Genomic DNA, 23,042 nt, shown 5'->3' on the forward strand with positions numbered 1-23,042 from the left:
GGGGTGGCTCCTATCGGTCCGTGACGAGCTGAGATTCCTCTCTTGATTCGGAGCCGCCGGCCCTCCGTATCGGCGACATCGCCGAGCCGTCAACGACGTGCGCGGACGTCGGCGCACCGAACGGGGCCCGCAGCGTCGGGAGCAGCTCGCGCCGGTTGACGACGAGACCGGCGACGGCGAGCACGCCGTAGACACCGCACAGCACCAGCCGGCCCGTGGTCGAGGTGATGGGGAACTGCACCAGGAACAGGGCCAGCAGCAGCCAGGCGGTGTGCCGGTGAAAGCGCAGCGACAGGATCAGTGCGATGCCCATCAAGGTCTGGGTCGCGGTGAGCAACACCTCTTCGATCTGGCGGCCGTCCAGCACGAGGGCGCTTCCGCCGCCGCCGGCCATGTAGGCGATGGGCAGCGAGCCCATCAGCAGCGTCCACTGGTTCACCTTCGACGAGATGAGCGTGGCGATCGCGGCGGTGCCCTTGCCCCGGCTGGCGAAGATGATCGCGATGATGAACTCGGGTGCCTCCGACGCCAGCGGCGCCAACCACTGCACCAAGAGGAACTTGTCGATCCCCAGTTCGGTTCCGGCGCCGATGAGGCTCTCGGCGAACGGTTCGGCACACGCGAGGATGACCGCACCCGCGATCACGAACAGGGCGACGACGGTGCGGCGGCGGGTCCGGGTAGGCAGCGCGCCGATGGCGGCGGCAGTGCCGATCAGATCGGGTTCCTCGACCTCGCCCCGGGTCAGTTTGTAGAGGTAGAAACCGAACCAGGCCAGCAGCGCCACCCCCAGCACCAGGTGGATCCGTCCGGTCGACGGGATGACGAAGGCGATCACACCGGCGATGAGCAGGAACCCGAGCTCCAAGCGGTTACCGGGGTCCAGTGCCATCTTCGACGTCTTCTGACCTGTGGTGCGGCGGGCCACCCACAGGGCGACGAGCACGACGACGGGCCACCCGATACCCATCAACAGCCGGTTGGAGCCCGTCATGTTCGCCGCCGCGTACTGGACGTACTCGGGATTGCTGCCGGCGGTGTACGCGTAGTACAGGTCGACCGCGTACTCCGGGAGCACCGCGATCAGCGCCAGCACGGCGATGGCCAGTCCGCCCGACACATCGATCTGTGCCGCTTCGGCGGCCCAGGCCAGCAGGAAACTGGCGGCGACCACCGCGGATCCGTAGATCACCAGCGCCACAATCGCATTCGGATGCAGGCCGGCAACGCGTACCACCAGAGCGGGAATGATGAAGACGAGGGCCAGGGCGAGCGACCGGATGAGGGTCCATCCGTGGGTTCTGGTCATGAGGGCAGTCCTTGCTGTGTGCGCGGTGTCCGGCCCGGACTTCATCGACGGCGACGAAACCTCGGACCGACAGATGTCATGTCGGCCGAAGGTCTCGCTCGCCGGATATGGGATCCGGTGGAGGGCCGGGCGACTACCGCCGCCAGTGTGTCGACCATCCGCATCGCGCCGGGCCAGCCGGCGGTCAGGAACTACTCCCCTTCGCTGTGCCCGACCCTACCCGCCCGGCAACGGCACAGCAACTTAGCGTTGCTACAAATTAATCGTGTCAAATACCCTGAATTTGCTGATCAGCGCCTACGTATCCGATTGTTTGGGCGTTCAAACTCAGCGTTCCTGCCACCCCTAGCAAATGGTGAACAAAAAGACACCGCCCCCGGCCTGGGCCGGGGGCGGTGTCTGTGGCTGCGAAACGGTCAGTCGGACTCGGCCAAGCGCGTCTTCAGCGTGTCGAACTCGTCCAAGATCGCGGTGGGCAGCTTCTCGCCGACGAACTCGAACCACTCCTCGATCAGCGGCAGCTCGGCGCGCCACTCATCGGCGTTCACGGCCAGCGCCTCGTCGACATCGGAGGCCTTCACATCGAGACCCTCGAGGTCCAGATCAGCGGCGGTCGGCACGATACCGATCGGCGTGCTCTTGCCCTCGGCCGTGTGCTCGATGCGCTCGATGGCCCACTTGAGCACCCGGCTGTTCTCGCCGAAACCGGGCCACAGGAAGCGGCCGTCGTCGCCGCGGCGGAACCAGTTCACGAAGAACACCGCGGGCATCTTGGACTCGTCGGCGTTCTTACCGATGTTGATCCAATGCTGGAAGTAGTCGCCGACGTTGTAGCCGAGGAACGGCAGCATCGCCATCGGGTCGCGGCGGACGGTGCCGACCTTGCCCTCGGCGGCGGCGGTCTGCTCGGAGCCCAGCGTGGCACCGATGAACACGCCGTGCTGCCAGTCGCGAGCCTGCGTGATCAGCGGGACCGTGGTCTTGCGGCGGCCACCGAACAGGATCGCCGAGATCGGCACGCCCTGCGGGTCGTCCCACTCCGGCGCCAGCGTCGGGCACTGCGAGATCGGGGTGCAGTAGCGCGAGTTCGGATGCGCCGCCTTGCTTTCCGTCTCGCGCAGGATCCAGTCGTGGCCCTTCCAGTCGATCAGGTGGTCGGGCTCGCCCTCCAGCCCCTCCCACCACACATCGCCGTCGTCGGTCTTGGCGACGTTGGTGAAGACGGTGTTGCCCGCCGCGATGGTCTTCATCGCGTTCGGGTTGCTGCTCCAGTTGGTGCCGGGTGCGACGCCGAAGAAACCGAATTCGGGGTTGACGGCGTAGAGGCGGCCGTCCTTGCCGAACCGCATCCACGCGATATCGTCACCGACGGTCTCGGCACGCCAGCCCGGGATGGTGGGCTGCAGCATCGCGAGGTTGGTCTTGCCGCACGCCGACGGGAACGCCGCGGCGATGAAGTACGCCTTGTTCTCCGGGCTGATCAGCTTGAGGATCAGCATGTGCTCGGCCAGCCAGCCCTCGTCGTGGGCCATCGCCGAGGCGATGCGCAGCGAGTAGCACTTCTTGCCCAGCAGCGCGTTACCGCCGTAGCCGGAACCGAAGCTCCAGATCTCCCGGGTCTCCGGGAAGTGGGTGATGTACTTCGTGTCATTGCAGGGCCAGGGCACGTCCTTCTGACCCGGCTCCAGCGGGGCGCCGATCGAGTGCAGTGCCTTGACGAAGAACCCGTCGTCGCCCATCTTGTCCAGCGCGGCCTGACCCATCCGGGTCATGGTGCGCATCGAGACCACCACGTACTCCGAGTCGGTGATCTCGACACCGAGCTTGGGATCCTCGGCGTCCAGGGGGCCCATGCAGAACGGGACGACCCACATGGTCCGGCCGCGCATGCTGCCGCGGTACAGATCGGTCATCAGTGACCGCATCTCGGCGGGCGCCATCCAGTTGTTGGTGGGGCCGGCGTCGACCTCGCGCTCGGAACAGATGAACGTGCGGGATTCGACGCGGGCGACGTCGGACGGGTCGGACAGCGCCAGGTAGGAGTTCGGCTGCTTCTCCGGATTGAGCTTCTGGAAGGTACCTACCTCGACCAGCTGCGCGGCGAGACGCTCGTACTCCTCCTCGGAGCCGTCGGCGAAAACCACCCGGTCGGGCTGCGTCAGCTCCGCGACCTCCTGAACCCAGGCCAACAACCCCTGATGTTTGGTCGGTGCAGTGTCGAGACCGGGAATGGTCGCTGAAGTCATCTAATATCTCCTGCGTAGGTTACGCGCCAGTAGCATTGGCGATAACTGGTAGGTCACGATCGTCCCTATGGAGAGGTTAACTCCCGTGACATACGCGTAGTGAATCGGGACAATGTCCGATCACTCACAAGAACGATTCAGAAACCCCAGAACGCCAGAACCGTTCAATACCCGCTGCGCAGCTCGGCACACACCGCCCTCAGCGCGGCGCGCAGCCGAGACAATTCCCGCTGGCCTTCGGCGGCCGATCGCGCGGTGACCACCGCGATATCCCGCAGGTCGGCGTCGATCTCCGCCAGCCGCCGGGAGAGTTCGGCCGCCTGCCGCTCGTCCCAGGCCGCATTTTCACCGGTGAACTGGACTTCTGCAACCAGAACCCGGCCGGCGACCCGCTGCTCGGCCGCTTCCCGCAGCCTCGCGGTGACCTCGGTGACCCAGCGGTCCACCACCGCACGGTCGTGCAGCACGCTGCGGATGCCGACCACCCACACACTGAGCAGCAGTCCGGCCAGCGCGCCGATCACCACACCCGATGCGGCCAGACCGGGTGCCAGGCCCGCGAACAGTCGGCTCACCGCGAACGCGGCGCCCAGTCCGAATCCCGCGCCGAGCAGCATCATCAGCCGCGTCTCCAGCGTCCTGGACCGCAGCCCCGGCACACCGGGATCCGGTAGCGGATCCGGCGCAGGCACCTGGGGAACGGACAGGCCGAGTTCGGCGGCGACATCCGCGAGGTGCTCGGTGATGCCGTCGTCGACCTCCCGCATCACCTCGGCCGACCGCCGGTGCACATAGGACACCAGCCGGTCGGCTCTCCTGCCGTTCCACTCCGCGACGTCCTCGGAGAGCTCGGTGCGCACCGAGGCGCACCGATTCCTGGCGTAATACGCCAACTGCACCCGCGCCTGCTGCACCTGACTCCGCAGGGCGATGTGGCGTTCGGAACGGGCCAGCCGCCGGGACCGCGTCAACTCTTCACGTTCGGCGGCGAGCAATGCCGCGCGGCCGTCCGGCCGCCGCCCGGCGCTCAGCGCGCCGATCCGCCCGGTCAGATGAGTTTCCCACGCACGCAATTCATTTCGGCGATCCACGGTGTCGTCTGCCAGCTTCGCGGCCAACACCTCGACCAGCTCGTCGAGCGCAGGCTCGCCGTCCTGCGGTGCGGCGGCCACGCCGACCCACGGCATCTGCGCATACCGCGGCGATCGGGCGGCGAGCATCTCCCGGTCGGTGGCCAGCACCTGGTCCCAGGCCCGGTGCACATCGATCTTGGTGACGGCACCGATCAGCAGGTCGGTGTTGCGCGCGGCCGTATCCAGCAGCGCTGCGTCCGACTCGGTCAGCGGCGCCACCGCGGATACCGCGAACACGACTGCGACCGGCGCATGGTCCGGAGCCAGGTCGGCGGCTTCAACGAAGGCTCGCCCCGGAACTCTGGCCCGCAGCGCCTCGGCCAGGGCGGACACCCCCGCCAGCCACGGCCCGACCACCGCGACGACATCGCGGCGCACCACGCCCGGCGGGTCGACACCGGCGGGCACCGTCTCGGGTGCGGTCTCGGGGCTCATGCCCGCTCCGCCAGCCGCAGAGCTCCCCGGGTGAGGGCATGCGCGCACCGGCGGTGCAGGGCGTTCACCGGTCCGCGGCCGTACCGACTCCACCGCACCGCATCGGCGCCGGCATCAGCGTCAGCGACGGGTAACCCGTCGGCGCGCAGGACATCGGCCGCGGCCGACATCACCGCGAGCACCACCGCGTCACACGCGAGCAGATCCCACAGCGCGACGTCGCCGGAGTACACCGCCAACGCCCGCAGTTCGGTCAGGGCCGTCTCGATGCGCCCGTACCGGACCGGCGCCGTCGCCGCGGTGAGGGCGGTGAGGACGTCGTCGAGGCCGCTGAGTTCACGGATCAGGCCCGGCAGCGCGGACGGCTCCGTGCCCGCCCGCAGCGCGTCGGTCAGCGCGACGATGCCGAACCGGTCCAGGGTGGCGAGCAGCCGATCCGCGAGGGCGGCATCGACGGTCGACCCGCGGCCGGGTTGGTCGAGGGCCCGCACCTGCAGGGCGCCGACCAGGGAATCGTCCAGCACGGCGGTGGCCAACATGGCGTTCAGCGGCACCGTCGGGCGGCCGGTGCGACGGCGGATCTCGCCGACCTGCCGAGTCGCCGCCGCGCCGAGCAGATCCATCTTGTTGAGCACCACCAGCGCCGCCCGGCTTGCCGGGTCCTCGGGTTTGACGGTCTCGGCGACCACCAGGACGGTGACATCGCCGGTATCGGGACCGGGTGGGTTCAGCACGGTCCAACCGGCACCGCCGAGCGCGGCGGCGACCGTGGCGCGTCCGGTCCCCGGTCGGCCGGTGACACGAACCGTGATGGGCCGGGTCAGCCGCCGCAGCATCGGAGCCAGGCGGGCATCGCCGGTCCGTGCGGCGAAAGCCGCCAACTCCTCGGCGAAAATGACCGGCTCCTCACCTCATGCGTCGCACTGACACCAATCCCCACATCAAATGGTGACACTGCGGCGAGGTGGTCGTGAACGGTGTTTTTTCGCACACGGTGTTCCAGGCAACTGTTGGGTATCAATCTGCACCACGATGCGGGTAGATCGGGTGTGATGAGCGACGATGGACCGATGCATGCCCAGCGCGAGGAAGCCGGTCGTGAGCTGCCGGATTCGGGTACCGCGGGCCTGAGCGCAGCGAACGGCGCCCAGGACGGTGTGCCGATCACGCACCATGCCCGGCGCGTCAGCAGCTTCAGGAACCGGCGTTCCACCCTGTCCGGCGGTCAGCAGGAGCTGTGGGAGCGGCGTTGGCCCGAGCTCGGCGCCGAGGCCCGCGACACCACCGGGCGGCCGCTGCCCCGCGACCTCCCGCAGTGGTTCGGCCGTCAGGCCCCGGTGGTCCTGGAGATCGGCTGCGGCACCGGCATCTCGACACTGGCCATGGCCATCGACGAACCGCACCTGGACGTGGTGGCCGTGGAGGTCTACCGGCGCGGGCTGGCGCAGCTGCTCGGGGCGATCGACCGCACCGCCGAGACGGACCACCCCGTGACGAACATCCGGTTGATCCGCGGTGACGGCCTGGACGTGCTCGAACACTTCTTCGGCACTGCCTCGCTGACCGGCGTACGGGTCTTCTTCCCCGATCCGTGGCCGAAGGCCCGGCACCACAAACGCCGGCTGCTGCAACCCGAGACCGTGGCGCTCATCGCCGACCGCCTGGTGCCCGGCGGAATCCTGCACGCCGCCACCGACCACGCCGGCTACGCCGAGCAGATCGTCGAAGTGGGTGACGCTGAACCACTGCTGCAGCGGGTATCCGCAGACAGCCGGCTGCCGATTTCGGTGCGGCGGCCCGAGACCAAGTACGAAGGAAAGGGCCTGGAGGCCGGGCGCGATATCGCCGAGCTGGTCTGGGCGCGGGTGGAGTGAGCGAATGACAGCTACCGACGAGCAGCCGATGAGCGCGACCTCCGACACCACCGAGGTGCCGGAGCTGGCGTCCCCCGCCGACGAGGCACAGTCGCCGGCGATCAGGAAGGTGCTGCTGGTCTGGGACGCGCCCAACCTGGACATGGGACTGGGCTCGATCCTCGGTGGCCGCCCGACGGCCGCGCACCGGCCGCGCTTCGACGCGCTGGGGCGGTGGCTGCTGCAACGCACCGCCGATATCTCGGCGGTCGCGGCCACCGGCAGCGCCGAGGACGCACCGCTGGGCTCGTTGGAGGCCCACCTCGAGCCGGAAGCCACCGTCTTCACCAATATCGCCCCTGGTAGCGCCGATGTCGTTCGCCCGTGGGTGGAGGCGCTGCGTAACGTGGGCTTTGCGGTCTTCGCGAAGCCCAAAGTCGATGACGACAGCGACGTCGACAGCGACATGCTCAACCACATCGCGCTCCGCCGGGGCGAAGGTCTGGCGGGTCTGGTCGTGGCGTCGGCCGACGGTCAGGCGTTCCGCGCGCCGCTCGAGGAGATCGCGCACGACGGCGTTCCGGTGCAGGTGCTGGGATTTCGCGAACATGCCAGTTGGGCGTTAGCGTCGGATACCTTGGAGTTCGTCGACCTGGAGGACATCGCAGGTGTCTTCCGGGAGCCGTTACCGCGAATCGGCCTTGATTCGCTGCCCGAGCAGGGCGCTTGGCTGCAGCCCTTCCGGCCGCTGTCGGCGCTTCTGACCTCGCGCTTATAGACAACAGAAGCGATAATGCGCGCGCAGCGTGACCAGAACATATTAAGGAGCTGACGTGTTCGCCTGGTGGGGTCGAACGGTGTACCGATTCCGATACATAGTGATCGGTGTCATGGTCGCACTGTGCCTTGGTGGCGGCGTGTTCGGGGCGAGCCTCGGTCAGCATGTCACCCAGAGCGGTTTCTACAACGAGGGCAGCGAGTCGGTGCGAGCGTCGCTGCTCAGCGACGAGGTGTACGGCCGGGACCGCACCAGCCACGTCGTCGCGATCCTGACGCCGCCCGATGACAAGAAGGTCACCGACAAGAACTGGCAGAAGAAGGTCGTCGGTGAGCTGGACCAGGTGGTCAAGGACCATCCCGATCAGATCGTCGGTTGGGTGGGCTGGCTGAAGGCCCCCGACACCACCGATCCGACCGTCAGCCAGATGAAGACGCAGGATCTGCGGCACACCTTCGTCAGCATCCCGCTCAAGGGCGATGACGACGACACCATCCTGAAGAACTACCAGACCGTTCAGCCCGACCTCGAGAAGATCAACGGCGGCGATATCAAACTCGCCGGCCTGAATCCGCTGGCCAGCGAACTGACCGGCACCATCGGCACCGACCAGCAACGAGCCGAGGTCGTCATCATCCCGCTGGTGGCCGTGGTGCTGTTCTTCGTGTTCGGTGGCGCCGTCGCCGCGGCCCTGCCCGCCATCATCGGCGGCCTGACCATCGGTGGTGCGCTGGGCATCCTGCGGTTCACCGCCGAGTTCGGGCCCGTGCACTATTTCGCGCAACCCGTGGTGACGATGATGGGCTTCGGCATCGCCATCGACTACGGCCTGTTCATCGTCAGCCGATTCCGGGAGGAACTGGCCGAAGGCTATGACGTCGAGGCCGCGGTACGAAGATCGGTGATGACCTCGGGCCGCACGGTCGCGTTCTCCGCGGTGATCATCGTCGCCTCCATCCTGCCGCTGCTGCTCATCCCGCTCGGCTTCCTCAAATCCATCACGTACGCGGTCATCGCGTCGGTGCTGCTGGCCGCGCTGCTGTCGATCAGCGTGCTGCCCGCCGTACTCGGCATCCTCGGGACCAATGTCGACGCCCTCGGCGTGCGCACCCTGCTGCGGGTGCCGTTCCTGGCGAACTGGCCGTTCTCCCGCAAGATCATCGACTGGTTCATCGAGAAGACCCAGAAAACCAAGACCCGCGAAGAGGTCGAGAAGGGCTTCTGGGGCCGGCTGGTCAATATGGTGATGAAGCGGCCCATCGCGTTCGCCGCACCCATCCTCGTCCTGATGATCCTGCTGGTCATTCCCATCGGGCAGCTCGCGCTGGGTGGCCTCAGTGAGAAGTACCTGCCGCCGGACAACCCGGTGCGTAGTGCCCAGGAACAGTTCGACAAGGAGTTCTCCGGTTTCCGTACCGAACCGCTGACCCTGGTGATCCGCAGCGACAACGGCGAACCGGTGACCGATCAGCAACTGGCCACGCTGCGGTCCGAGGCCCAGACGGTGTCCGGTTTCTCCGGCACCGACAACCCGTCGAAGATGTGGCAGGAACGCTCGGTGCAGGAGGGCGGGTCCAAGGACCCGTCGGTGCGGGTACTGCAGAACGGTCTGGTGAACAGCGGTGACGCCCCCAAGAAGATCGAGGAACTGCGGGCGCTGACGCCACCTCGCGGCACCACGGTGTTGGTGGGCGGCACGTCCGCGCTGGCGCAGGACAGCATCACGACCCTGTTCGACAAACTGCCGCTGATCGCGGTGATCCTGGTGATCACGACGACCATCCTGATGTTCCTGGCATTCGGTTCGATCGTGCTGCCGATCAAGGCGGCATTGATGAGCGCGCTGACCCTGGGCTCCACGATGGGCATCCTGACCTGGATGTTCGTCGAGGGCGGCCATGGTTCGGGCTTGTTCAACTACACGCCACAGCCTCTCCTGGCGCCGATGATCGGCCTGATCATCGCGGTCATCTGGGGCCTGTCCACCGACTACGAGGTCTTCCTGGTGTCCCGGATGGTCGAGGCCCGCGAACGCGGCCTGTCCACCGCGGAGGCCATTCGGATCGGTACCGCCACCACCGGCCGGCTCATCACCGGTGCCGCGCTGGTGTTGGCCGTGGTCGTCGCCGCGTTCGCGTTCTCCGATCTGGTGGTGATGAAGTACCTGGCCTTCGGCCTGCTCATCGCGCTGCTGCTGGACGCCACCGTCATCCGGATGTTCCTGGTGCCGGCGATCATGAAGCTGCTGGGCGACGACTGCTGGTGGGCCCCGCAGTGGATGAAGCGGGTCCAGCAGCGGATCGGGCTCGGCGAGGTCGAACTGCCCGACGAGCGCAAGCGCCCGACGGTCCGGGATTCCGGCGAGCCCGCAGCCGACCCGGCCGCTCTGGTCGGGGTCGGCGCACCGCTGCCGGCCCTGCCCGCACACGATCCCACCCATCCGGCCGCACCGCCCGCACCACCGGCGGGCGGACGACCTCCGGTGCGCCCGGCCGGACCGTCGGCCGCGGGCACCACCCGGATTCCGACCACCGGCCCCGCCGCGCCCGAGCCGCCGACGACGCGGTTCGCCGCGCAGCCCGAGTCGCCCGCCACCGTGGCGATCGACGCGGCACGTAACGCGGTCAACTCCGCCGGTACCCAGGCGCCGGCCGATCGGGCCCGCCGGGGTGAGCCGCGTGACAAGCGGGAGATCGAATCCTGGCTGGGTGATCTTCGCAGCGGCGGGCAGGAGCGAAGCGACCCGGGAAGACAGCTCGGCGGGAATACTTCACCCCCGCCACCGCCACCGGCGCGCCCGTCGGCACAACCGACGGTCGCGATGGGCGATCCGGGTGGCAACGCACCGACGACCGCCATCCCCGCCCAGCGTGACGCCGACCCGGCCACCGAGAAGCTGGACACCTCCAAGGTGCGCGACAAAGCCGAAACCGGCGACGATGCACCGACCCGTCGCAGTGGCGGGCTCAGCGCCGCCGACCTGCTGCGGCGCGAGGGCAGGCTCTAACCGGACTCGTCCCCGGCCCCAGGGTCGGGGTCTGGCCCGGCACCCGATTCGGCGGCCAGCAGGGCTTCCTCGGCGTCGGGATCCGGTGCCAGGAGCACCCGCACCGCGCTGTTGGTGACCGCCAGCGCCGGCACCGCGAGCAGGGCGCCGACGATGCCGGCCAGCACACCGCCGCCGGCGATGGCCAGCACCACGGCCAGGGGATGCAACGACACCGCGCGACCCATCACGATCGGTTGCAGCACATGGGCTTCCAGCTGCTGTACGGCGATGATGAGGCCCAGCGTGATCAAGGCGTACACCCAGCCCTTGGCGATGAGTGCGACGACGACGGCGATCCCGCCGGTGAGCACCGCACCCACGAGCGGGATGAACGCACCGAGGAACACCAGCGAGGCCAGCGGTAGCGCCAGCGGCACCCCCATGATCGCCAGGCCGGTACCGATACCGATCGCATCGACAAGGGCCACCAGGCAGGTCGCCCGCACGTAGCCGATCAGCGAACGAAACCCGGCCCGCCCGGCGTCGCGGACCCGGTCGCGCACCGTCGTCGGGAAGATCCTGGTGATGAAGGCGAAGATCTCGCGACCGCCGTTGAGCAGGAAGATCAAGGTGAACAGCACCAGCAGGGCACCGGTCACGATCTCGGTGATGGTGCCCGCGGTGGACAGCGCCCCGCTGGTCAGCTTGGCCTGGTTCTCCCGCAGCGCGGTGATGACCGAGTCGCCGGCGTGGTCGATCTGATTCTTGCTCAGATGCGCGGGCCCCTCCACCAGCCAGACCCGCAAACCGTCGATACTGCGCGTCACCTGCTCGACGAGATCCGGTGCGCCACTGATGAATTGACTCACCACGAAGGTCAGGATGCCGCCGACGACGGCGATCGCGCCGAGGATCACCCCCGCCACCGCCGCCCCGCGCGGTACCCGGCGCGTGTGCAGGAGGTCGACCGCAGGCATCAGCAGCGCGGCCATCATGGCCGCCAATGCCACGGGCACGAAGATGAGCTCGAGGTGGGTGATCACCCACAGCGCCGCCATCACCGCCGCACCGATGACCAGCAACCGCCAGGACCAGGCAGCCGCCTTGCGGATCACGGGGCTCACCGACTCGTCGGCGAGCGGATCGGCAGTGAATACACCAGGGGAGCGGGTCATGCCCGGTAGCGTAACGGCGCGGCGCGCCACGCAGGCGCACGTTTCCGCACGACATCGGCCGTTACCCTGGAGGCGTGTCGCATGACGACGCGCCGATGAGCAGCGACCACCACCAGGCCTCCCCGCCCGATGGCCGTCGCCGCGGCAAGTACTGGTGGGTGCGCTGGGCCATCCTCGCAGTCGCCGTCGTCGTACTGACCGTGGAACTGGTCCTGGTCTGGGACCAGCTGGCCAAGGCGTGGAAGAGCCTGCTGTCGGCGAACGGGTGGTGGGTGCTGGCTGCCGTCGCCGCGGCGATGGCCTCGATGCACAGTTTCGCCCAGATCCAGCGCACCCTGCTGCGTTCGGCCGGTGTGGAGGTCAGGCAGTGGCGGTCCGAGGCCGCGTTCTATGCGGGTAACGCGCTGTCCACGACCCTGCCCGGCGGCCCGGTGCTGTCGGCCACCTTCGTCTACCGGCAGCAGCGGATCTGGGGCGCGTCACCGATGGTGGCCTCGTGGCAGCTGGTGATGTCCGGGGTGCTTCAGGTGGTCGGCCTGGCACTGCTCGGCCTGGGCGGGGCCTTCCTGCTCGGCGCCAGCAAGAACCCGCTGTCCCTGATCTTCACCTTGGGCGGGTTCGTCGCGCTGCTGGTGCTGGCGCAGACCGTCGCGGCCAATCCGCAACAGATCGACGGCATCGGCGTCCGGCTGTTGTCCCGGTTCAACGCGGTGCGGGGCAAACCCCTCGACACCGGATTGGCCGGCTGGCGCAGGATGCTCACACAGCTGGAATCGGTCAGTCTCAGCCGGCGGGCATTGACGAATGCGTTCAGTTGGTCGATGTTCAACTGGATCGCCGATGTCGCTTGCCTGGCGTTCGCCGCGTACGCCGCGGGCGGACACCCGTCGCTGGCCGGGCTGACGGTGGCCTACGCCGCGGCCCGTGCGGTCGGCTCGATCCCGCTGATGCCCGGCGGCCTGCTGGTGGTCGAGGCAGTCCTGGTACCCGGCCTGGTGTCCAGCGGAATGACACTGGCCCAAGCCATTTCGGCGATGCTGATCTACCGCTTGGCCAGCTGGATCTTCATCTCCACGATCGGCTGGGTGATCTTCTTCTTCATGTTCCGCACCGAGGCGGACCTGGACCCAGACGCCGACCCGCACCGGGAACCCGAGCCGGACGACGCTCGCGAAACCGCCACCGAAAGCCAGGATATGACCTTCACCCCTGATCCCGACAACACCCGCAACCCCGACTCATGACAGCGCTGATACGTTGGGCCGCAGTTCTTTTCAGCACAGTCATGGTGACGGCCGGCTGCACCGGCAGCACCGGCGAGACCACGCGTTCGGCCACGCCCACCAGCTCCACCTCCCCCGCCCCGGCCGGTGAGCCGGTCGCCACCCCGCTGCTGGCCCGCCCCGTCGCCGACCCCATCCCGGTGCCGGGCACCGACGGGCGGACCCATCTGGCCTACGAGTTGCTGCTCACCAACGTCCTCAATCAGGACGTCACCGTCTCGACGGTGACGGTGCAGGGTGGCGGCGCATCACTGCTGTCCCTTTCCGGTGACGCGCTGGCACATTGGACCCGGATACTGGGCGCCGCCGCGAAACCCACCACCACCATCGGCCCCGCGCAGACCGCGGCCGTGTGGATCGACGCCACGGTCGCCCCGGGAAATGTCCCGACCCGACTCGACCACACGATCACCGTGGCGCTGAGCCGGCCCGCTCCCCCGTTGCTACCCCCGATCATGACCGAGACGGTGGCCCCGGTGACGGTACAGACTCGCAAGCCGGTGCAGATCGCGCCTCCGCTGCGTGGACCGAAATGGCTGGACGCCAACGGATGTTGCGAGATGACGCCGCACCGGATGGCCCTCAACCCGCTCGACGGGCAGCTGTGGGCCGCCGAGCGGTTCGCCATCGACTACGTCCAGCTCGACCCCGGCTACCGGCTGCTCAACGGCCCCGCCGGCAAGCTGACCAGTTACCCGTACTTCGGCACCGATATCCACGCCGTTGCCGACGGACCCGTGGTCGCCGTCCTCGACGGCCTACCCGAGCAAGTGCCGGGGCAGACACCGACCGGGCTGCCCCTGGATCAGTACGCCGGCAACCACGTCGTCCAGGATCTCGGCAACGGCAACTATGCGCTGTATGCCCATCTGAAAACCGGGAGCGTGAAAGTCCAACCGGGACAACGGCTCACAAGCGGACAGGTGCTCGGCAGCCTGGGCAACACCGGCAATTCGGATGCACCACACCTGCACTTCCACGTGATGGACTCCCCCGATCCGCTGCGTTCGGACGGGCTGCCGTTCGTGTTCACCTCGTTTCGGCTGGACGCCCAGACCGCGAGCATCGACGTCTTCGACACCCTGATCGCGGGCAAGCCGGCGCCGTTGCGGCCCGGCTCGCACGCCCGTGACGAATCCGAGGTCACCCCATTGGTTTCCGATGTGATGGACTACTCCGGTGAGTAAACGCAGCACCGTCCTGGCCGCCGTGACCGCCGATGTGGTGGCCGTCGTCGTCTTCTGCGCGATAGGCCGGCGCAGCCACGCCGAGGGGGTGACGCTGGACGGGGTCGCCCAGACGGCGTGGCCGTTCCTCACCGGCACCGTCGTCGGCTGGCTGGCGGCGCGGGGCTGGCAGCGCCCCACCGCGATCACCCCGACGGGCCTGATCATCTGGGTGTGCACCGTGGCGATCGGCATGGTGTTGCGCAAGGCCACCGCCGCCGGTACCGCGTTCAGCTTTGTGGTGGTTGCATCCCTGACGACCGCCATCCTGCTACTCGGCTGGCGCGCCGCCGCCAAGGTGGCGTCCCGGTCCTGACCGGCACGGTGGCGTCCGGGTCCACCGGAGCCGAGATGGCGATGGTCAGCGTCGCACGCAGGCCGCCCAACGGACTGTCGGCGAGATCGAGTTCGCCCCCGTGCAGATCGGCCTGCTGGGTGACCAACGCCAGCCCCAGGCCGGAACCGCCGGGCGCGGCCGTACTGCCGCGGGCGAACCGGCCCAGCACGATATCCCGTTCGTCGGCCGGCACGCCTGCGCCGTCGTCGTCGACGATGATGTCGATGGTGTGGGACCGGCGATGTCCGGTCAGCACGACATGCTCGGCACCACCGTGGGTCGCCGCGTTGCGCACCAGGTTGTCCACCGCCAGGCGCAGACCGCCGGGCCAGCCCCACACGGTGCCCAGGTCGTCATCCGCCTCCACGGTGATCTCGACCGCGCTGCCGGTGCGCCGGTTCTCCCGCGCCACCCGGTCGAGCAGGTCGGTGACATCGATCGGCTCCCGGTCCTCGACCTGTGCGAGTTGGCCGGAGGCCAGTTGTCCCAGCGCGGTGATGGTGGCCTCGACGCGCAGCTGCGCCCGCAGCAGGTCGGCGACGACCTCGTCGCGCTCCTCGTCGGGCAGGTTGTGGATGCGCAGCGTGTCCAGGTCAGCGCGCATCGCCGTCAGCGGGGTGCGCAGTTCGTGGGCGGCGTTGGCCGCGAAATCCTGGGCTGCCTGAAGGGAATTCGTGGTGGCCTGTTGGGCGGCGGCCAGCCGGCGCAGCATCCCGGCCATCGCATCGGAGAGTTCCTCGGCCTCCCGCGCGCCGGTGACCGCCGGCATCTGTTCGCTGCCACCACCCAGTCGCGTGGTCTGCTCGGTGAGCTTGCGCAGCGGCCGTACCGCCGGGCCGGCCAGCAGCCAGCCCAGCCCGCCCGCGACGATCACGGTGAACACCCCGACCGCGGTGTAGAACGGGATCCTGGCCCGGTTCAGCAGGATGCTGTCGGCCCGGATCCCGATGGACACCAGCACATTTCCGGCCTGCTGGGTCATCTTGATGGTGCGCACCCGGTAGTCCACGCCGTTGACCACGACGGTGTCGGTGCCGGGCGGCAACGACGGTAACTGGAAGCCGCGTTGGAAGACCACCTGGCCGGTGGACATCGATCGGCCGGTGGTGAGCACGCCACGCTTGGGGTCGGCCAGCTGCTCGGGAAACATGCTCGCCTCGACGATCGAATCCAGCCGCCGGTCCAACTGCGCATCGTCATTGCTGGCCAGCACCACCGAGGTGAGGATGGTGAATCCGGCGACGACGGCGGCCGCGGCGACCGCCGAGGCCAACGCCACCCGGGTGCGCAGCGATGCGGACCGACCGAAACGGGACAGCCGCACGCGCTACGCCTCCTCCCGCAGGACGTACCCGATCCCGCGGACCGTGTGGATGACCCGCGGATGGCCGTCGCGCTCGAGTTTGCGCCGAAGATAGGACACGAACACGTCGGCGACGTTGGTGTCCACGTCGAAGTCGTATCCCCACACCAGTTCCAGCAGCCGCTGCCGGGAGAGCACCACGCCCGCGTTCTCGGCGAGAACCGCGAGCAGATCGAATTCGCGCTTGGTCAGGTCCGCGCGATCGCCGTCGACGAAGACCAACCGCCGGGCGGTGTCTATGGTCAGTGGACCCACCGACATGGTGTCCGACGGCCGGTCGGAATGACCGGCCCGGCGCAACAGCGCGTGCAGCCGCGCCACCAGCTCACCCAGATCGAATGGTTTGGTCAGGTAGTCGTCCGCGCCGGCCTCCAGGCCGGCGATCCGGTCGTTGACGGTGTCCCGCGCCGAGAGCACACAGATCGGTATGTCGTTACCAAGTGCGCGCAACGCCGTGACCACGGCGACCCCGTCGAGTTCGGGCATCTGCACGTCCAGCACGAGCGCGTCATGCGCTTCGGTGGACAACAGGCGCAGCGCCTCCTTGCCGTTGGCCGCGACCCGGACGTCGAACCCCGAATGCCGTAGCCCGCGAGCTACCGACGTTCGTACGTCCGGGTCGTCGTCGACCATGAGCACCATTCGACCGGTGCTCTCCGAGGAGACTGAGTCGAGGGCGCCAGGCACGCTACCTACGGTATGGCAGGCGCCGGTCCGGCGCCGCAGCGGTTCTTGAGATCCACCAGCGGCTGACGGATACCGGTCAGCTCCGCCTTGGTCTGCGGGTTCTGGTCCAGGTACTCGGTCACCTTGGCGCGGACCTGGTCGCGGGGCAGGCCTTCGAGGCTGGTGAAGAACCAGTTCACATCCGGGTGGGTGAAGAGGTACGCGGAGGTCCCCGCGGAGACTCCGGCGGCCACCTGAGCCAGGTCGCCGGCAGTGCAGTTGGGCGGATTGTTGGCGGGATCGTCAGCAAGGGCCGACGGGATGACACCAAACAACATCGCACCGGCGAGTGCGCCGGTGCCTACCGCGCCAGCAACCGCACGCCGCGCAGCACGAGCCGAGAGCAACATGGTCAAGCTCCTTACCGAATTCTGCATGTTCACCTGCGTCGGTGACCGTGTTCGGTGACCGACACCAAGAAGCTAAGCAGAATCCCGAGGGAGTTTCGCGGCTTGCTGACAACGAATCGTCAGAAACCACGAATTCCCAGGTCGCACCCCCGGCTCAGCGGGTGCGCACGGGTCGCCCGGGCTACCGGGAAGCGATGGTGGCAGGCCCGGGCAGCGGTCCGGAACCCGATCCACCCGCCGCCGACGGCGCCGTGGCGGCCGGCATGGTGGCCACCGGGGTCCCTGCGGCACCGAGCGACTGTGCCGGAGCCAGGGTTGCCGGCAAACCTCCCGGGGTGACCGGGGAGGCGTTCTGGGCCGCCTGCATCAGACCCAGCAGCTGCGGCATCGTGATCGGCAGCCGGCACTGGGTGGACAGCGACACCAACGGCTGCTGCAACTGCTGCATATCCTTGCCGGCCTGCGGGTTGGCATCGAAGTACGTCTTGGTCGCGGCGAGCGACTGGGGCCCGGCAGGCTGTTGTGCGATCGTCGTCAGCGCCTGATTGGTCTCGGGGTGAGCGTCGAGGTAGGTCCCCGTCGAGTTCGCCACCGAGCCGATGGTCTTGGCGATCTGGCTGGCCGCGCACGGATCGGGTGCCGCGGTGGCGGCCGGGGTGAGCAAACCCACCGCCACCCCACCACCGAGCGCACTCACAGCGAACGCTCCGAACAGGGCACGACGTAGGGAGCGCGGGGCTCGGGACGTCATCGTCATGGGTCACTCCTTCACGGTGACGACTGCGATGCCGGTCGCGCAGCGGTGATGACCGGCGGTTTCCGCAGACTTTCGGGCCCCCGACCCAGAAACTCCTCCGCCATGATGCCACTCCCCGCCGACCGCGGGAAATCGGCGCAGCAAACTTCCAGCTGAGGGTGGCGCATACCGGCCCGGCCGGTGCACCGTGACCCGCTCCACACCATGGGGACACCGGACACCCGAGTCCCACGTCAGAGCCCGTGCGCAGCCGCACCCGCTGTTCACAGCGGGTCACGAGCGGGTTCAGGGCAGGTCAGGACACAGCCTGCTGCGGTAGGCTCCGGGCTACCAGCGGCGGGGAGAGAGGCGGAGGCTCGCCATCCAGCAGTTCATGTTGCGCTTGAGTAGCGGCCTGCGCAGATATCGCTGGGCGGTGTTTGTCGCATGGCTGCTGCTGCTCGTGCCCTCGGTCTATCTCGCGATGAGCCAGTCGGACAATCTCACCGGCGGCGGTTTCGAGGTGTCCGGATCGCAGTCGCTCTACGTCCAGCGCCAGCTCGAAGCGCAGTTCCCCGAACAGGGCGCGTCGCCGTTGGCACTGGTCGCGGTGCCGCGGGCGGACGCGTCGTTCGAGGATATGAACGCGGCCGTGGCCGATCTGCAGCGCATCGCCGCCGAGGTGCCCGGCGTGAAGGTCGTCCCGCCTGTCGCCGCTGCCGCGGCCGGCGGCCGGCAACAGCCACCACCCGCCCCGGACCGGCCCTACGTCGTCACCCTGCAGCTGGATTTCAACAACAGCGGCGCCGTCGACATCGCCAAGCAACTGCGCACCAAGGTCGGCATCGTCGGGGATCAGGCCGGGCAGACCCAGGATGGCAAGGTCCGGCTGTACGTCATCGGCCAGGGCGCCCTCGGCGCGGCGGCCCAGACCGCCACCAAACACGACATCGCCCAGGCCGAACAGTGGAACCTGCCCGTCGTGCTGATCGTGCTGCTGGCGGTGTTCGGTTCGCTGGCCGCCGCAGCGATGCCGATGTTGCTCGCGGTGTGCACCGTCGTGGTGACGATGGGCGTGGTCTTCTTGCTGTCGATGGTGTCGACCATGTCGGTGTTCGTCACCTCGACGGTGTCCATGTTCGGCATCGCGCTGGCGGTCGACTATTCCCTGTTCATCCTGATGCGGTTCCGGGAAGAGCTGCGCGCCGGCCGCGACCCGGCCCAGGCCACCGATGCCGCGATGGCCACCTCCGGCCTGGCCGTGGTGCTGTCCGGGCTCACCGTCATCGCCTCGGTCACCGGTATCTATCTGATCGGGACCCCGGTGCTGCGCTCGATGGCCACCGGCGCGATCCTCGCGGTCGCCATCGCGGTGCTCACCTCGACCACCCTGACCCCGGCGGTGCTGGCCACGTTCGGCCGGGCCGCGGCCAAACGATCGGCGCTGCTGCACTGGTCGCGCCGGGCCGACACCACCCAGTCCCGGTTCTGGACCCGGTGGATCGGCTGGGTCATGCACCGGCCCTGGCTGTCGGCGCTGCTGGCGTCGATCCTGCTGCTCGCCATGGCCGCACCGGCCTTCGCGATGTCGCTGGGCAACAGCATGCTGCGCCAGTTCGACCCCAGCCACGAGATCCGCGGCGGCGTCAACGCGGCCGCCGAAGCGCTGGGGCCGGGTGCACTCGGGCCGATCCGGATCCTGGTGACCTTCCCGACGGGCGATGCCGACGCGCCCCAGTCGGCGCCCGTGCTGGACGCCATCCACACCAGGATCACCCAGGCACCCGATGTCGCGACGGTGTCGCCGCCGGTGTTCGGCAAGGACAACCGCAACGCCCTGATGTCGGCGGTGCTGTCGGTGGACCCGGAGGACCTCGGGGCACGCAGGACGGTGGACTGGCTGCGCGCCGAACTGCCGAAGCTGCAGACCGACGGTGTGCGGGTCGATGTCGGCGGCCCCACCGCGTTGATCAAGGACTTCGACGATCAGGTCTCGGCCATGCAGCCGTGGGTCTTCGTGTTCGTCTGCGTGATCGCGTTCGTGATGCTGCTCATCTCGATCCGGTCGGTGTTCCTGGCCCTCAAGGGCGTGCTGATGACGGTGCTGTCGGTGGCCGCGGCGTACGGCAGCCTGGTGGTGGTCTTCGAATGGGGCTGGCTGGAGGACCTCGGGTTCGCACCGCTGGCATCGCTGGACAGCACCATCCCGCCGCTGGTGCTGGCGATGACGTTCGGCCTGTCGATGGACTACGAGATCTTCCTGCTGACCCGCATCCGGGAGCGGTTCCTGCAGACCAACAACACCCGCGACGCGGTCGCCTATGGGGTGAGCACCAGTGCGCGCACCATCACCAGCGCGGCGCTGATCATGATCGCGGTGTTCATCGGTTTCGCGTTCGCCGGCATGCCGCTGGTCGCCCAACTCGGTGTCGCGTGCGCGACGGCGATCGCGGTGGACGCCACGGTGGTGCGGTTGGTGCTGGTGCCCGCGTTGATGGCGATGTTCGATCAGTGGAACTGGTGGTTGCCGGCCTGGCTGGACCGCATCCTGCCGTCGGTGGACTTCGAGAAGCCGCTGCCCAAGATCGATATCGGCGATCTGGTCCTCATCCCGGATGACATCTCCGGCCTGGTCGCCCCCGGCGGAGATCTACGCGTGGTGATGAAATCCTCGGCCAGACTCAAAACCCTTGCGCCGCAGTCGATCATCGTCGCCGATCCGTTGGTGTTCAATGGTTGCCGGCCGCGGGTGGCCCAGCTCGCGGGCGCACGCCGGTTCGCCGGCGTCGGTTCCGGTCGTGCCGGCGGCGCCACCGGTGTGACGCAGACCGTCACCAAGCCGGTGCACCCGGTCACGATGTGGCGCGGCCGGCTCGCGGTGGCCCTGGACGCGCTGGAGATCGCCTCGGGCGCCGAGCGCTCGCCCGCGGAGCGGCTCGCCCGCAACGACTTCGCGCCGATGGAGACCACCAACGTCCAGCTGCCCACTGGGGACCGCCTGTTGATACCGACCGGCGCCGAGACGCTGCGTCTCAAGGGCTACCTGATCATGGCCCGCAACAGCGCCAAGGACTACGCGGATTTCGCCGGTATGGCCACATCGATGGACACCGAGACAGCGGCTTCGGTGCTGGCCGGGATGGACCGGTACTACTGTGGACAGCACCCGCGGTCGCAGTGGGTGGCCACTCAGCTGATCAGGCGGCTGGCCGACCCGCGCCCAGAGGACGACCCGGCCGACGCGTTCGCATCGGCCGATACCGATTGGCCCACGGTCCGGCGGATTTGCCTGTCCGTCGCCGTGGCGATGCTCGAGGAGACGAGGTGACGGTGGCCGCGAAGCCCGCGCAGACCTCGGTGCCCACCGGGGACCGTCCGGTGGAATTCTGGCCGACCTCGGCGATCCGCGCGGCCCTGGACAACGACGATCTGTCGGTGTGGCAGCGCATCGCCACCGCGATCAAACGCGATCCGTTCGGCCGGACCGCGCGCCAGGTCGAAGAGGTGCTCGAAACCGCACAGCCCTATGGTGTTTCAGCGGCGCTGGCGGAGGTCCTGGACAAGGCGCGGGCCCACCTGGAGGCCACCGAGCGCGCCGAGGTCACCCACCATGTCCGGCTGCTGTTGGAGCGCTCCGGGCTCAAGCCGCACGAGTTCGCGTCCCGCATCGGCGTGCCCGCCGACGAGTTCACCCGATTTCTCGACGGCACCACCAGCCCGGCGGCGTCGATGATGGTCCGGATGCGCCGGCTCTCGGATCGGTTCGCCAAGCTCCGGGCTCAGCGCGACGCGCAGTAGCGACCGCCTGCGTCGTCAGTGCGCGTTGATCGGCGTCACGTCGGCGACCAGCCACTTGCCGCCCTGCTTGGTCAGCACCACCCGCAGGGCCAGCACCGCGATATCGGTGGGTTTACCCGGTGCGTTCTGGGTGCCTCGCATCACCACCGCCACGCTCGCATCGGACGGGCCGATCGCCTCCACCCCCGCCGAGACGGTCTGCGCCTGGCCCGAGACGTTGCGACTGGTCAGGTCTTTCACGACCGCCGAGAATTCGCCCCGATAGGACTCCGCCCGGTCGGGTGTCATCAAGGCGGTGGCCCGGTCGATCGACGCGTTGGGACTGCTCGGGGTGAACGTGGCCGAGGCCTCGGCCACGCTGCTGGCGATCCCCACCACCTCGGCACTGTCGTTGTGCAGATTGCGGTCGGGCACCGTCCACCGCGCGTATCCGACGCATACCGCGGCCGCCAAGGTCACGGCCGCGACCGCCGCCACCGCCAACCGCAGCGCCGGGCCGTCGTCATCGGTGCCGAGGGTGACCCCGTCGCGCCGGAACAGCACGGCGTTGACCACCACGCCCTCGACGATCAGCAGGCACAGCACCGAACACACCGACACCCACCACAGGGGCCAGGCCAGTGCGGCGCCGACGTAGAGCAGCGCGACGATCGCCGCGAGCGGGGCGAGGACATCGAAGAACAGCACGCGCAACCGGTTGCTCATCGAATGGTCTCCAGCCGCGAGATCAGCAGCCGGCCGTCCACATCGGAGACCCCGAGCCGCAGGTTCCACCGCACCGTCTGGGGTTTGCCACCGGCATTCTGGCTCACCGAGGTCGCCACCACCAGCACGGTGTCGGTGCGCGACGCCACCGCGGAGAGCTCCGGCTGGTCGGCGGCGGGCTTGTCACCCTCGCCCGGCTGGTGGTGCAGCGTCTCGATAGACACCGACTCGACCTGGCCGACGGTCTGCGACTTCAGCTTGGCCACGATCTCCTTGAACGGCTCGACGGTCTGGTCGAACTCGACGTTGAGCTGGCCGACGGTGCCGTCGCGCAGCTTCTGCAGGTTGCCCGCCACGGTGTCGGGGTTCATGGTGACCAGCCCGCCGGTCCAGTCCGCCGCGGTCTGCAGTACCCGGGTGCGATAGGCCAGTTCCTCGGCGTCGCGGTGGTGCCCGGACCAGATCATCGCGGCCAGTACGGCGGCCGCCACCGCGATCACACCGAACACGGCGGAGGCGACGCCGTAGCGGCTGATGGTCGGCGTCGGCTCCGGCGGCTCTTCAGTGAGCTGGTCAGGCATGGCCGTGAGGCTACCTGCC

Annotated in this window: 19 protein-coding genes; 8 read left to right on the forward strand and 11 right to left on the reverse strand. The window is 68.6% G+C overall.

Annotated features, from left to right (window positions below; genetic code table 11):
• Nucleotides 1–10: 10 nt before the first annotated feature.
• From QN239_RS00395 to QN239_RS00410, 4 genes are all read right to left on the reverse strand, one after another.
• A complete protein-coding gene (locus QN239_RS00395; protein ID WP_499007590.1) occupies nucleotides 11–1,309 on the reverse strand; it encodes a calcium:cation antiporter family protein in 1,299 nt (432 codons plus the stop codon).
• Between the two features lie 416 nt (nucleotides 1,310–1,725).
• Complete coding sequence (locus QN239_RS00400; protein WP_167155476.1) at nucleotides 1,726–3,555, reverse strand: phosphoenolpyruvate carboxykinase (GTP); 1,830 nt, start codon at nucleotides 3,553–3,555, stop codon at nucleotides 1,726–1,728.
• 164 nt (nucleotides 3,556–3,719) lie between these two features.
• Nucleotides 3,720–5,123 (reverse strand): hypothetical protein, encoded by a 1,404-nt coding sequence (locus tag QN239_RS00405; protein WP_499007592.1) that lies wholly within the window; start codon nucleotides 5,121–5,123, stop codon nucleotides 3,720–3,722.
• The gene (locus QN239_RS00410; protein ID WP_499007594.1) at nucleotides 5,120–6,004 is read right to left on the reverse strand and encodes a hypothetical protein; all 885 of its coding nucleotides are present in this window, start codon (nucleotides 6,002–6,004) and stop codon (nucleotides 5,120–5,122) included. Before QN239_RS00410 ends, QN239_RS00405 begins: the two co-directional genes overlap by 4 nt.
• Nucleotides 6,005–6,175: 171 nt before the next feature.
• Here QN239_RS00410 and trmB point away from each other — a divergent pair, with 171 nt between their 5' ends.
• The 3 genes from trmB to mmpL3 are packed head-to-tail and all read left to right on the forward strand — an operon-like array spanning nucleotide 6,176 to nucleotide 10,761.
• A complete protein-coding gene (gene trmB, locus QN239_RS00415; RefSeq protein WP_499007595.1) occupies nucleotides 6,176–6,997 on the forward strand; it encodes a tRNA (guanosine(46)-N7)-methyltransferase TrmB in 822 nt (273 codons plus the stop codon).
• A gap of 28 nt (nucleotides 6,998–7,025) precedes the next feature.
• Entirely contained in the window at nucleotides 7,026–7,754 is a 729-nt protein-coding gene (locus QN239_RS00420) for an NYN domain-containing protein (protein WP_499016462.1), read from the forward strand.
• A gap of 55 nt (nucleotides 7,755–7,809) precedes the next feature.
• Complete coding sequence (gene mmpL3, locus QN239_RS00425; RefSeq protein WP_499007596.1) at nucleotides 7,810–10,761, forward strand: trehalose monomycolate exporter MmpL3; 2,952 nt, start codon at nucleotides 7,810–7,812, stop codon at nucleotides 10,759–10,761.
• Here the strand turns inward: mmpL3 and QN239_RS00430 are convergent.
• On the reverse strand, nucleotides 10,758–11,918 hold the full coding sequence (locus tag QN239_RS00430) for an AI-2E family transporter (RefSeq protein ID WP_499007597.1): 1,161 nt from the start codon (nucleotides 11,916–11,918) through the stop codon (nucleotides 10,758–10,760). The two genes, mmpL3 and QN239_RS00430, sit on opposite strands and share 4 nt — an antisense overlap.
• A 74-nt stretch (nucleotides 11,919–11,992) precedes the next feature.
• Between QN239_RS00430 and QN239_RS00435 the strand changes: the two genes are divergently transcribed.
• Genes QN239_RS00435 through QN239_RS00445 form a run of 3 tightly spaced genes read left to right on the forward strand, consistent with a single transcriptional unit; the run spans nucleotide 11,993 to nucleotide 14,743 of the window.
• Nucleotides 11,993–13,162: a lysylphosphatidylglycerol synthase transmembrane domain-containing protein gene (locus QN239_RS00435; protein ID WP_499007598.1), complete on the forward strand. Its 1,170-nt coding sequence runs from the start codon at nucleotides 11,993–11,995 to the stop codon at nucleotides 13,160–13,162.
• Complete coding sequence (locus QN239_RS00440) at nucleotides 13,159–14,388, forward strand: M23 family metallopeptidase (protein ID WP_499007599.1); 1,230 nt, start codon at nucleotides 13,159–13,161, stop codon at nucleotides 14,386–14,388. The genes QN239_RS00435 and QN239_RS00440 overlap by 4 nt, the downstream gene beginning before the upstream one ends.
• Nucleotides 14,381–14,743: a DUF3054 domain-containing protein gene (locus tag QN239_RS00445; RefSeq protein WP_499007601.1), complete on the forward strand. Its 363-nt coding sequence runs from the start codon at nucleotides 14,381–14,383 to the stop codon at nucleotides 14,741–14,743. The genes QN239_RS00440 and QN239_RS00445 overlap by 8 nt, the downstream gene beginning before the upstream one ends.
• Here QN239_RS00445 and QN239_RS00450 read toward each other — a convergent pair.
• The 4 genes from QN239_RS00450 to QN239_RS00465 form a co-directional block, all read right to left on the reverse strand.
• On the reverse strand, nucleotides 14,658–16,088 hold the full coding sequence (locus tag QN239_RS00450) for a sensor histidine kinase (protein ID WP_499007602.1): 1,431 nt from the start codon (nucleotides 16,086–16,088) through the stop codon (nucleotides 14,658–14,660). The genes QN239_RS00445 and QN239_RS00450 overlap by 86 nt on opposite strands.
• A 3-nt stretch (nucleotides 16,089–16,091) precedes the next feature.
• A complete protein-coding gene (locus QN239_RS00455) occupies nucleotides 16,092–16,769 on the reverse strand; it encodes a response regulator transcription factor (RefSeq protein ID WP_090363021.1) in 678 nt (225 codons plus the stop codon).
• Between the two features lie 50 nt (nucleotides 16,770–16,819).
• Nucleotides 16,820–17,203 (reverse strand): heme-binding protein, encoded by a 384-nt coding sequence (locus tag QN239_RS00460; protein ID WP_499007603.1) that lies wholly within the window; start codon nucleotides 17,201–17,203, stop codon nucleotides 16,820–16,822.
• Nucleotides 17,204–17,384: 181 nt separating this feature from the next.
• Entirely contained in the window at nucleotides 17,385–17,960 is a 576-nt protein-coding gene (locus QN239_RS00465) for a hemophore (RefSeq protein WP_499007604.1), read from the reverse strand.
• Between the two features lie 373 nt (nucleotides 17,961–18,333).
• On the opposite strand from QN239_RS00465, the gene QN239_RS00470 reads away from it, so the two are divergent.
• Together QN239_RS00470 and QN239_RS00475 are read left to right on the forward strand one after the other, a co-directional pair.
• Nucleotides 18,334–21,267 carry an MMPL family transporter gene (locus tag QN239_RS00470; RefSeq protein WP_499007606.1) on the forward strand — a complete coding sequence of 978 codons (2,934 nt, stop codon included), beginning with the start codon at nucleotides 18,334–18,336 and terminating at the stop codon, nucleotides 21,265–21,267.
• The gene (locus QN239_RS00475; RefSeq protein ID WP_263988190.1) at nucleotides 21,264–21,737 is read left to right on the forward strand and encodes an XRE family transcriptional regulator; all 474 of its coding nucleotides are present in this window, start codon (nucleotides 21,264–21,266) and stop codon (nucleotides 21,735–21,737) included. Before QN239_RS00470 ends, QN239_RS00475 begins: the two co-directional genes overlap by 4 nt.
• Nucleotides 21,738–21,752: 15 nt before the next feature.
• On the opposite strand, the gene QN239_RS00480 is transcribed toward QN239_RS00475, so the two are convergent.
• Nucleotides 21,753–22,442 carry a hypothetical protein gene (locus QN239_RS00480; protein ID WP_499007607.1) on the reverse strand — a complete coding sequence of 230 codons (690 nt, stop codon included), beginning with the start codon at nucleotides 22,440–22,442 and terminating at the stop codon, nucleotides 21,753–21,755.
• On the reverse strand, nucleotides 22,439–23,023 hold the full coding sequence (locus QN239_RS00485) for a hypothetical protein (RefSeq protein ID WP_499007608.1): 585 nt from the start codon (nucleotides 23,021–23,023) through the stop codon (nucleotides 22,439–22,441). Before QN239_RS00485 ends, QN239_RS00480 begins: the two co-directional genes overlap by 4 nt.
• Nucleotides 23,024–23,042 lie beyond the last annotated feature (19 nt).

The organism is Mycolicibacterium sp. Y3 (assembly GCF_051188035.1).
GTDB lineage: Bacteria > Actinomycetota > Actinomycetes > Mycobacteriales > Mycobacteriaceae > Mycobacterium > Mycobacterium fluoranthenivorans.

Excerpts from the sequence above, each read along its gene's own strand:
- QN239_RS00395 (WP_499007590.1), bottom strand. The coding sequence starts at position 1,309 with ATGACCAGAACCCACGGATGGACCCTCATCCGGTCGCTCGCCCTGGCC.
- QN239_RS00400 (WP_167155476.1), bottom strand. The coding sequence starts at position 3,555 with ATGACTTCAGCGACCATTCCCGGTCTCGACACTGCACCGACCAAACAT.
- QN239_RS00405 (WP_499007592.1), bottom strand. The coding sequence starts at position 5,123 with ATGAGCCCCGAGACCGCACCCGAGACGGTGCCCGCCGGTGTCGACCCG.
- trmB (WP_499007595.1), top strand. The coding sequence starts at position 6,176 with ATGAGCGACGATGGACCGATGCATGCCCAGCGCGAGGAAGCCGGTCGT.
- QN239_RS00420 (WP_499016462.1), top strand. The coding sequence starts at position 7,026 with ATGAGCGCGACCTCCGACACCACCGAGGTGCCGGAGCTGGCGTCCCCC.
- QN239_RS00430 (WP_499007597.1), bottom strand. The coding sequence starts at position 11,918 with ATGACCCGCTCCCCTGGTGTATTCACTGCCGATCCGCTCGCCGACGAG.
- QN239_RS00440 (WP_499007599.1), top strand. The coding sequence starts at position 13,159 with ATGACAGCGCTGATACGTTGGGCCGCAGTTCTTTTCAGCACAGTCATG.
- QN239_RS00455 (WP_090363021.1), bottom strand. The coding sequence starts at position 16,769 with ATGGTGCTCATGGTCGACGACGACCCGGACGTACGAACGTCGGTAGCT.
- QN239_RS00460 (WP_499007603.1), bottom strand. The coding sequence starts at position 17,203 with ATGTTGCTCTCGGCTCGTGCTGCGCGGCGTGCGGTTGCTGGCGCGGTA.
- QN239_RS00465 (WP_499007604.1), bottom strand. The coding sequence starts at position 17,960 with ATGACGATGACGTCCCGAGCCCCGCGCTCCCTACGTCGTGCCCTGTTC.
- QN239_RS00470 (WP_499007606.1), top strand. The coding sequence starts at position 18,334 with ATGTTGCGCTTGAGTAGCGGCCTGCGCAGATATCGCTGGGCGGTGTTT.
- QN239_RS00480 (WP_499007607.1), bottom strand. The coding sequence starts at position 22,442 with ATGAGCAACCGGTTGCGCGTGCTGTTCTTCGATGTCCTCGCCCCGCTC.
- QN239_RS00485 (WP_499007608.1), bottom strand. The coding sequence starts at position 23,023 with ATGCCTGACCAGCTCACTGAAGAGCCGCCGGAGCCGACGCCGACCATC.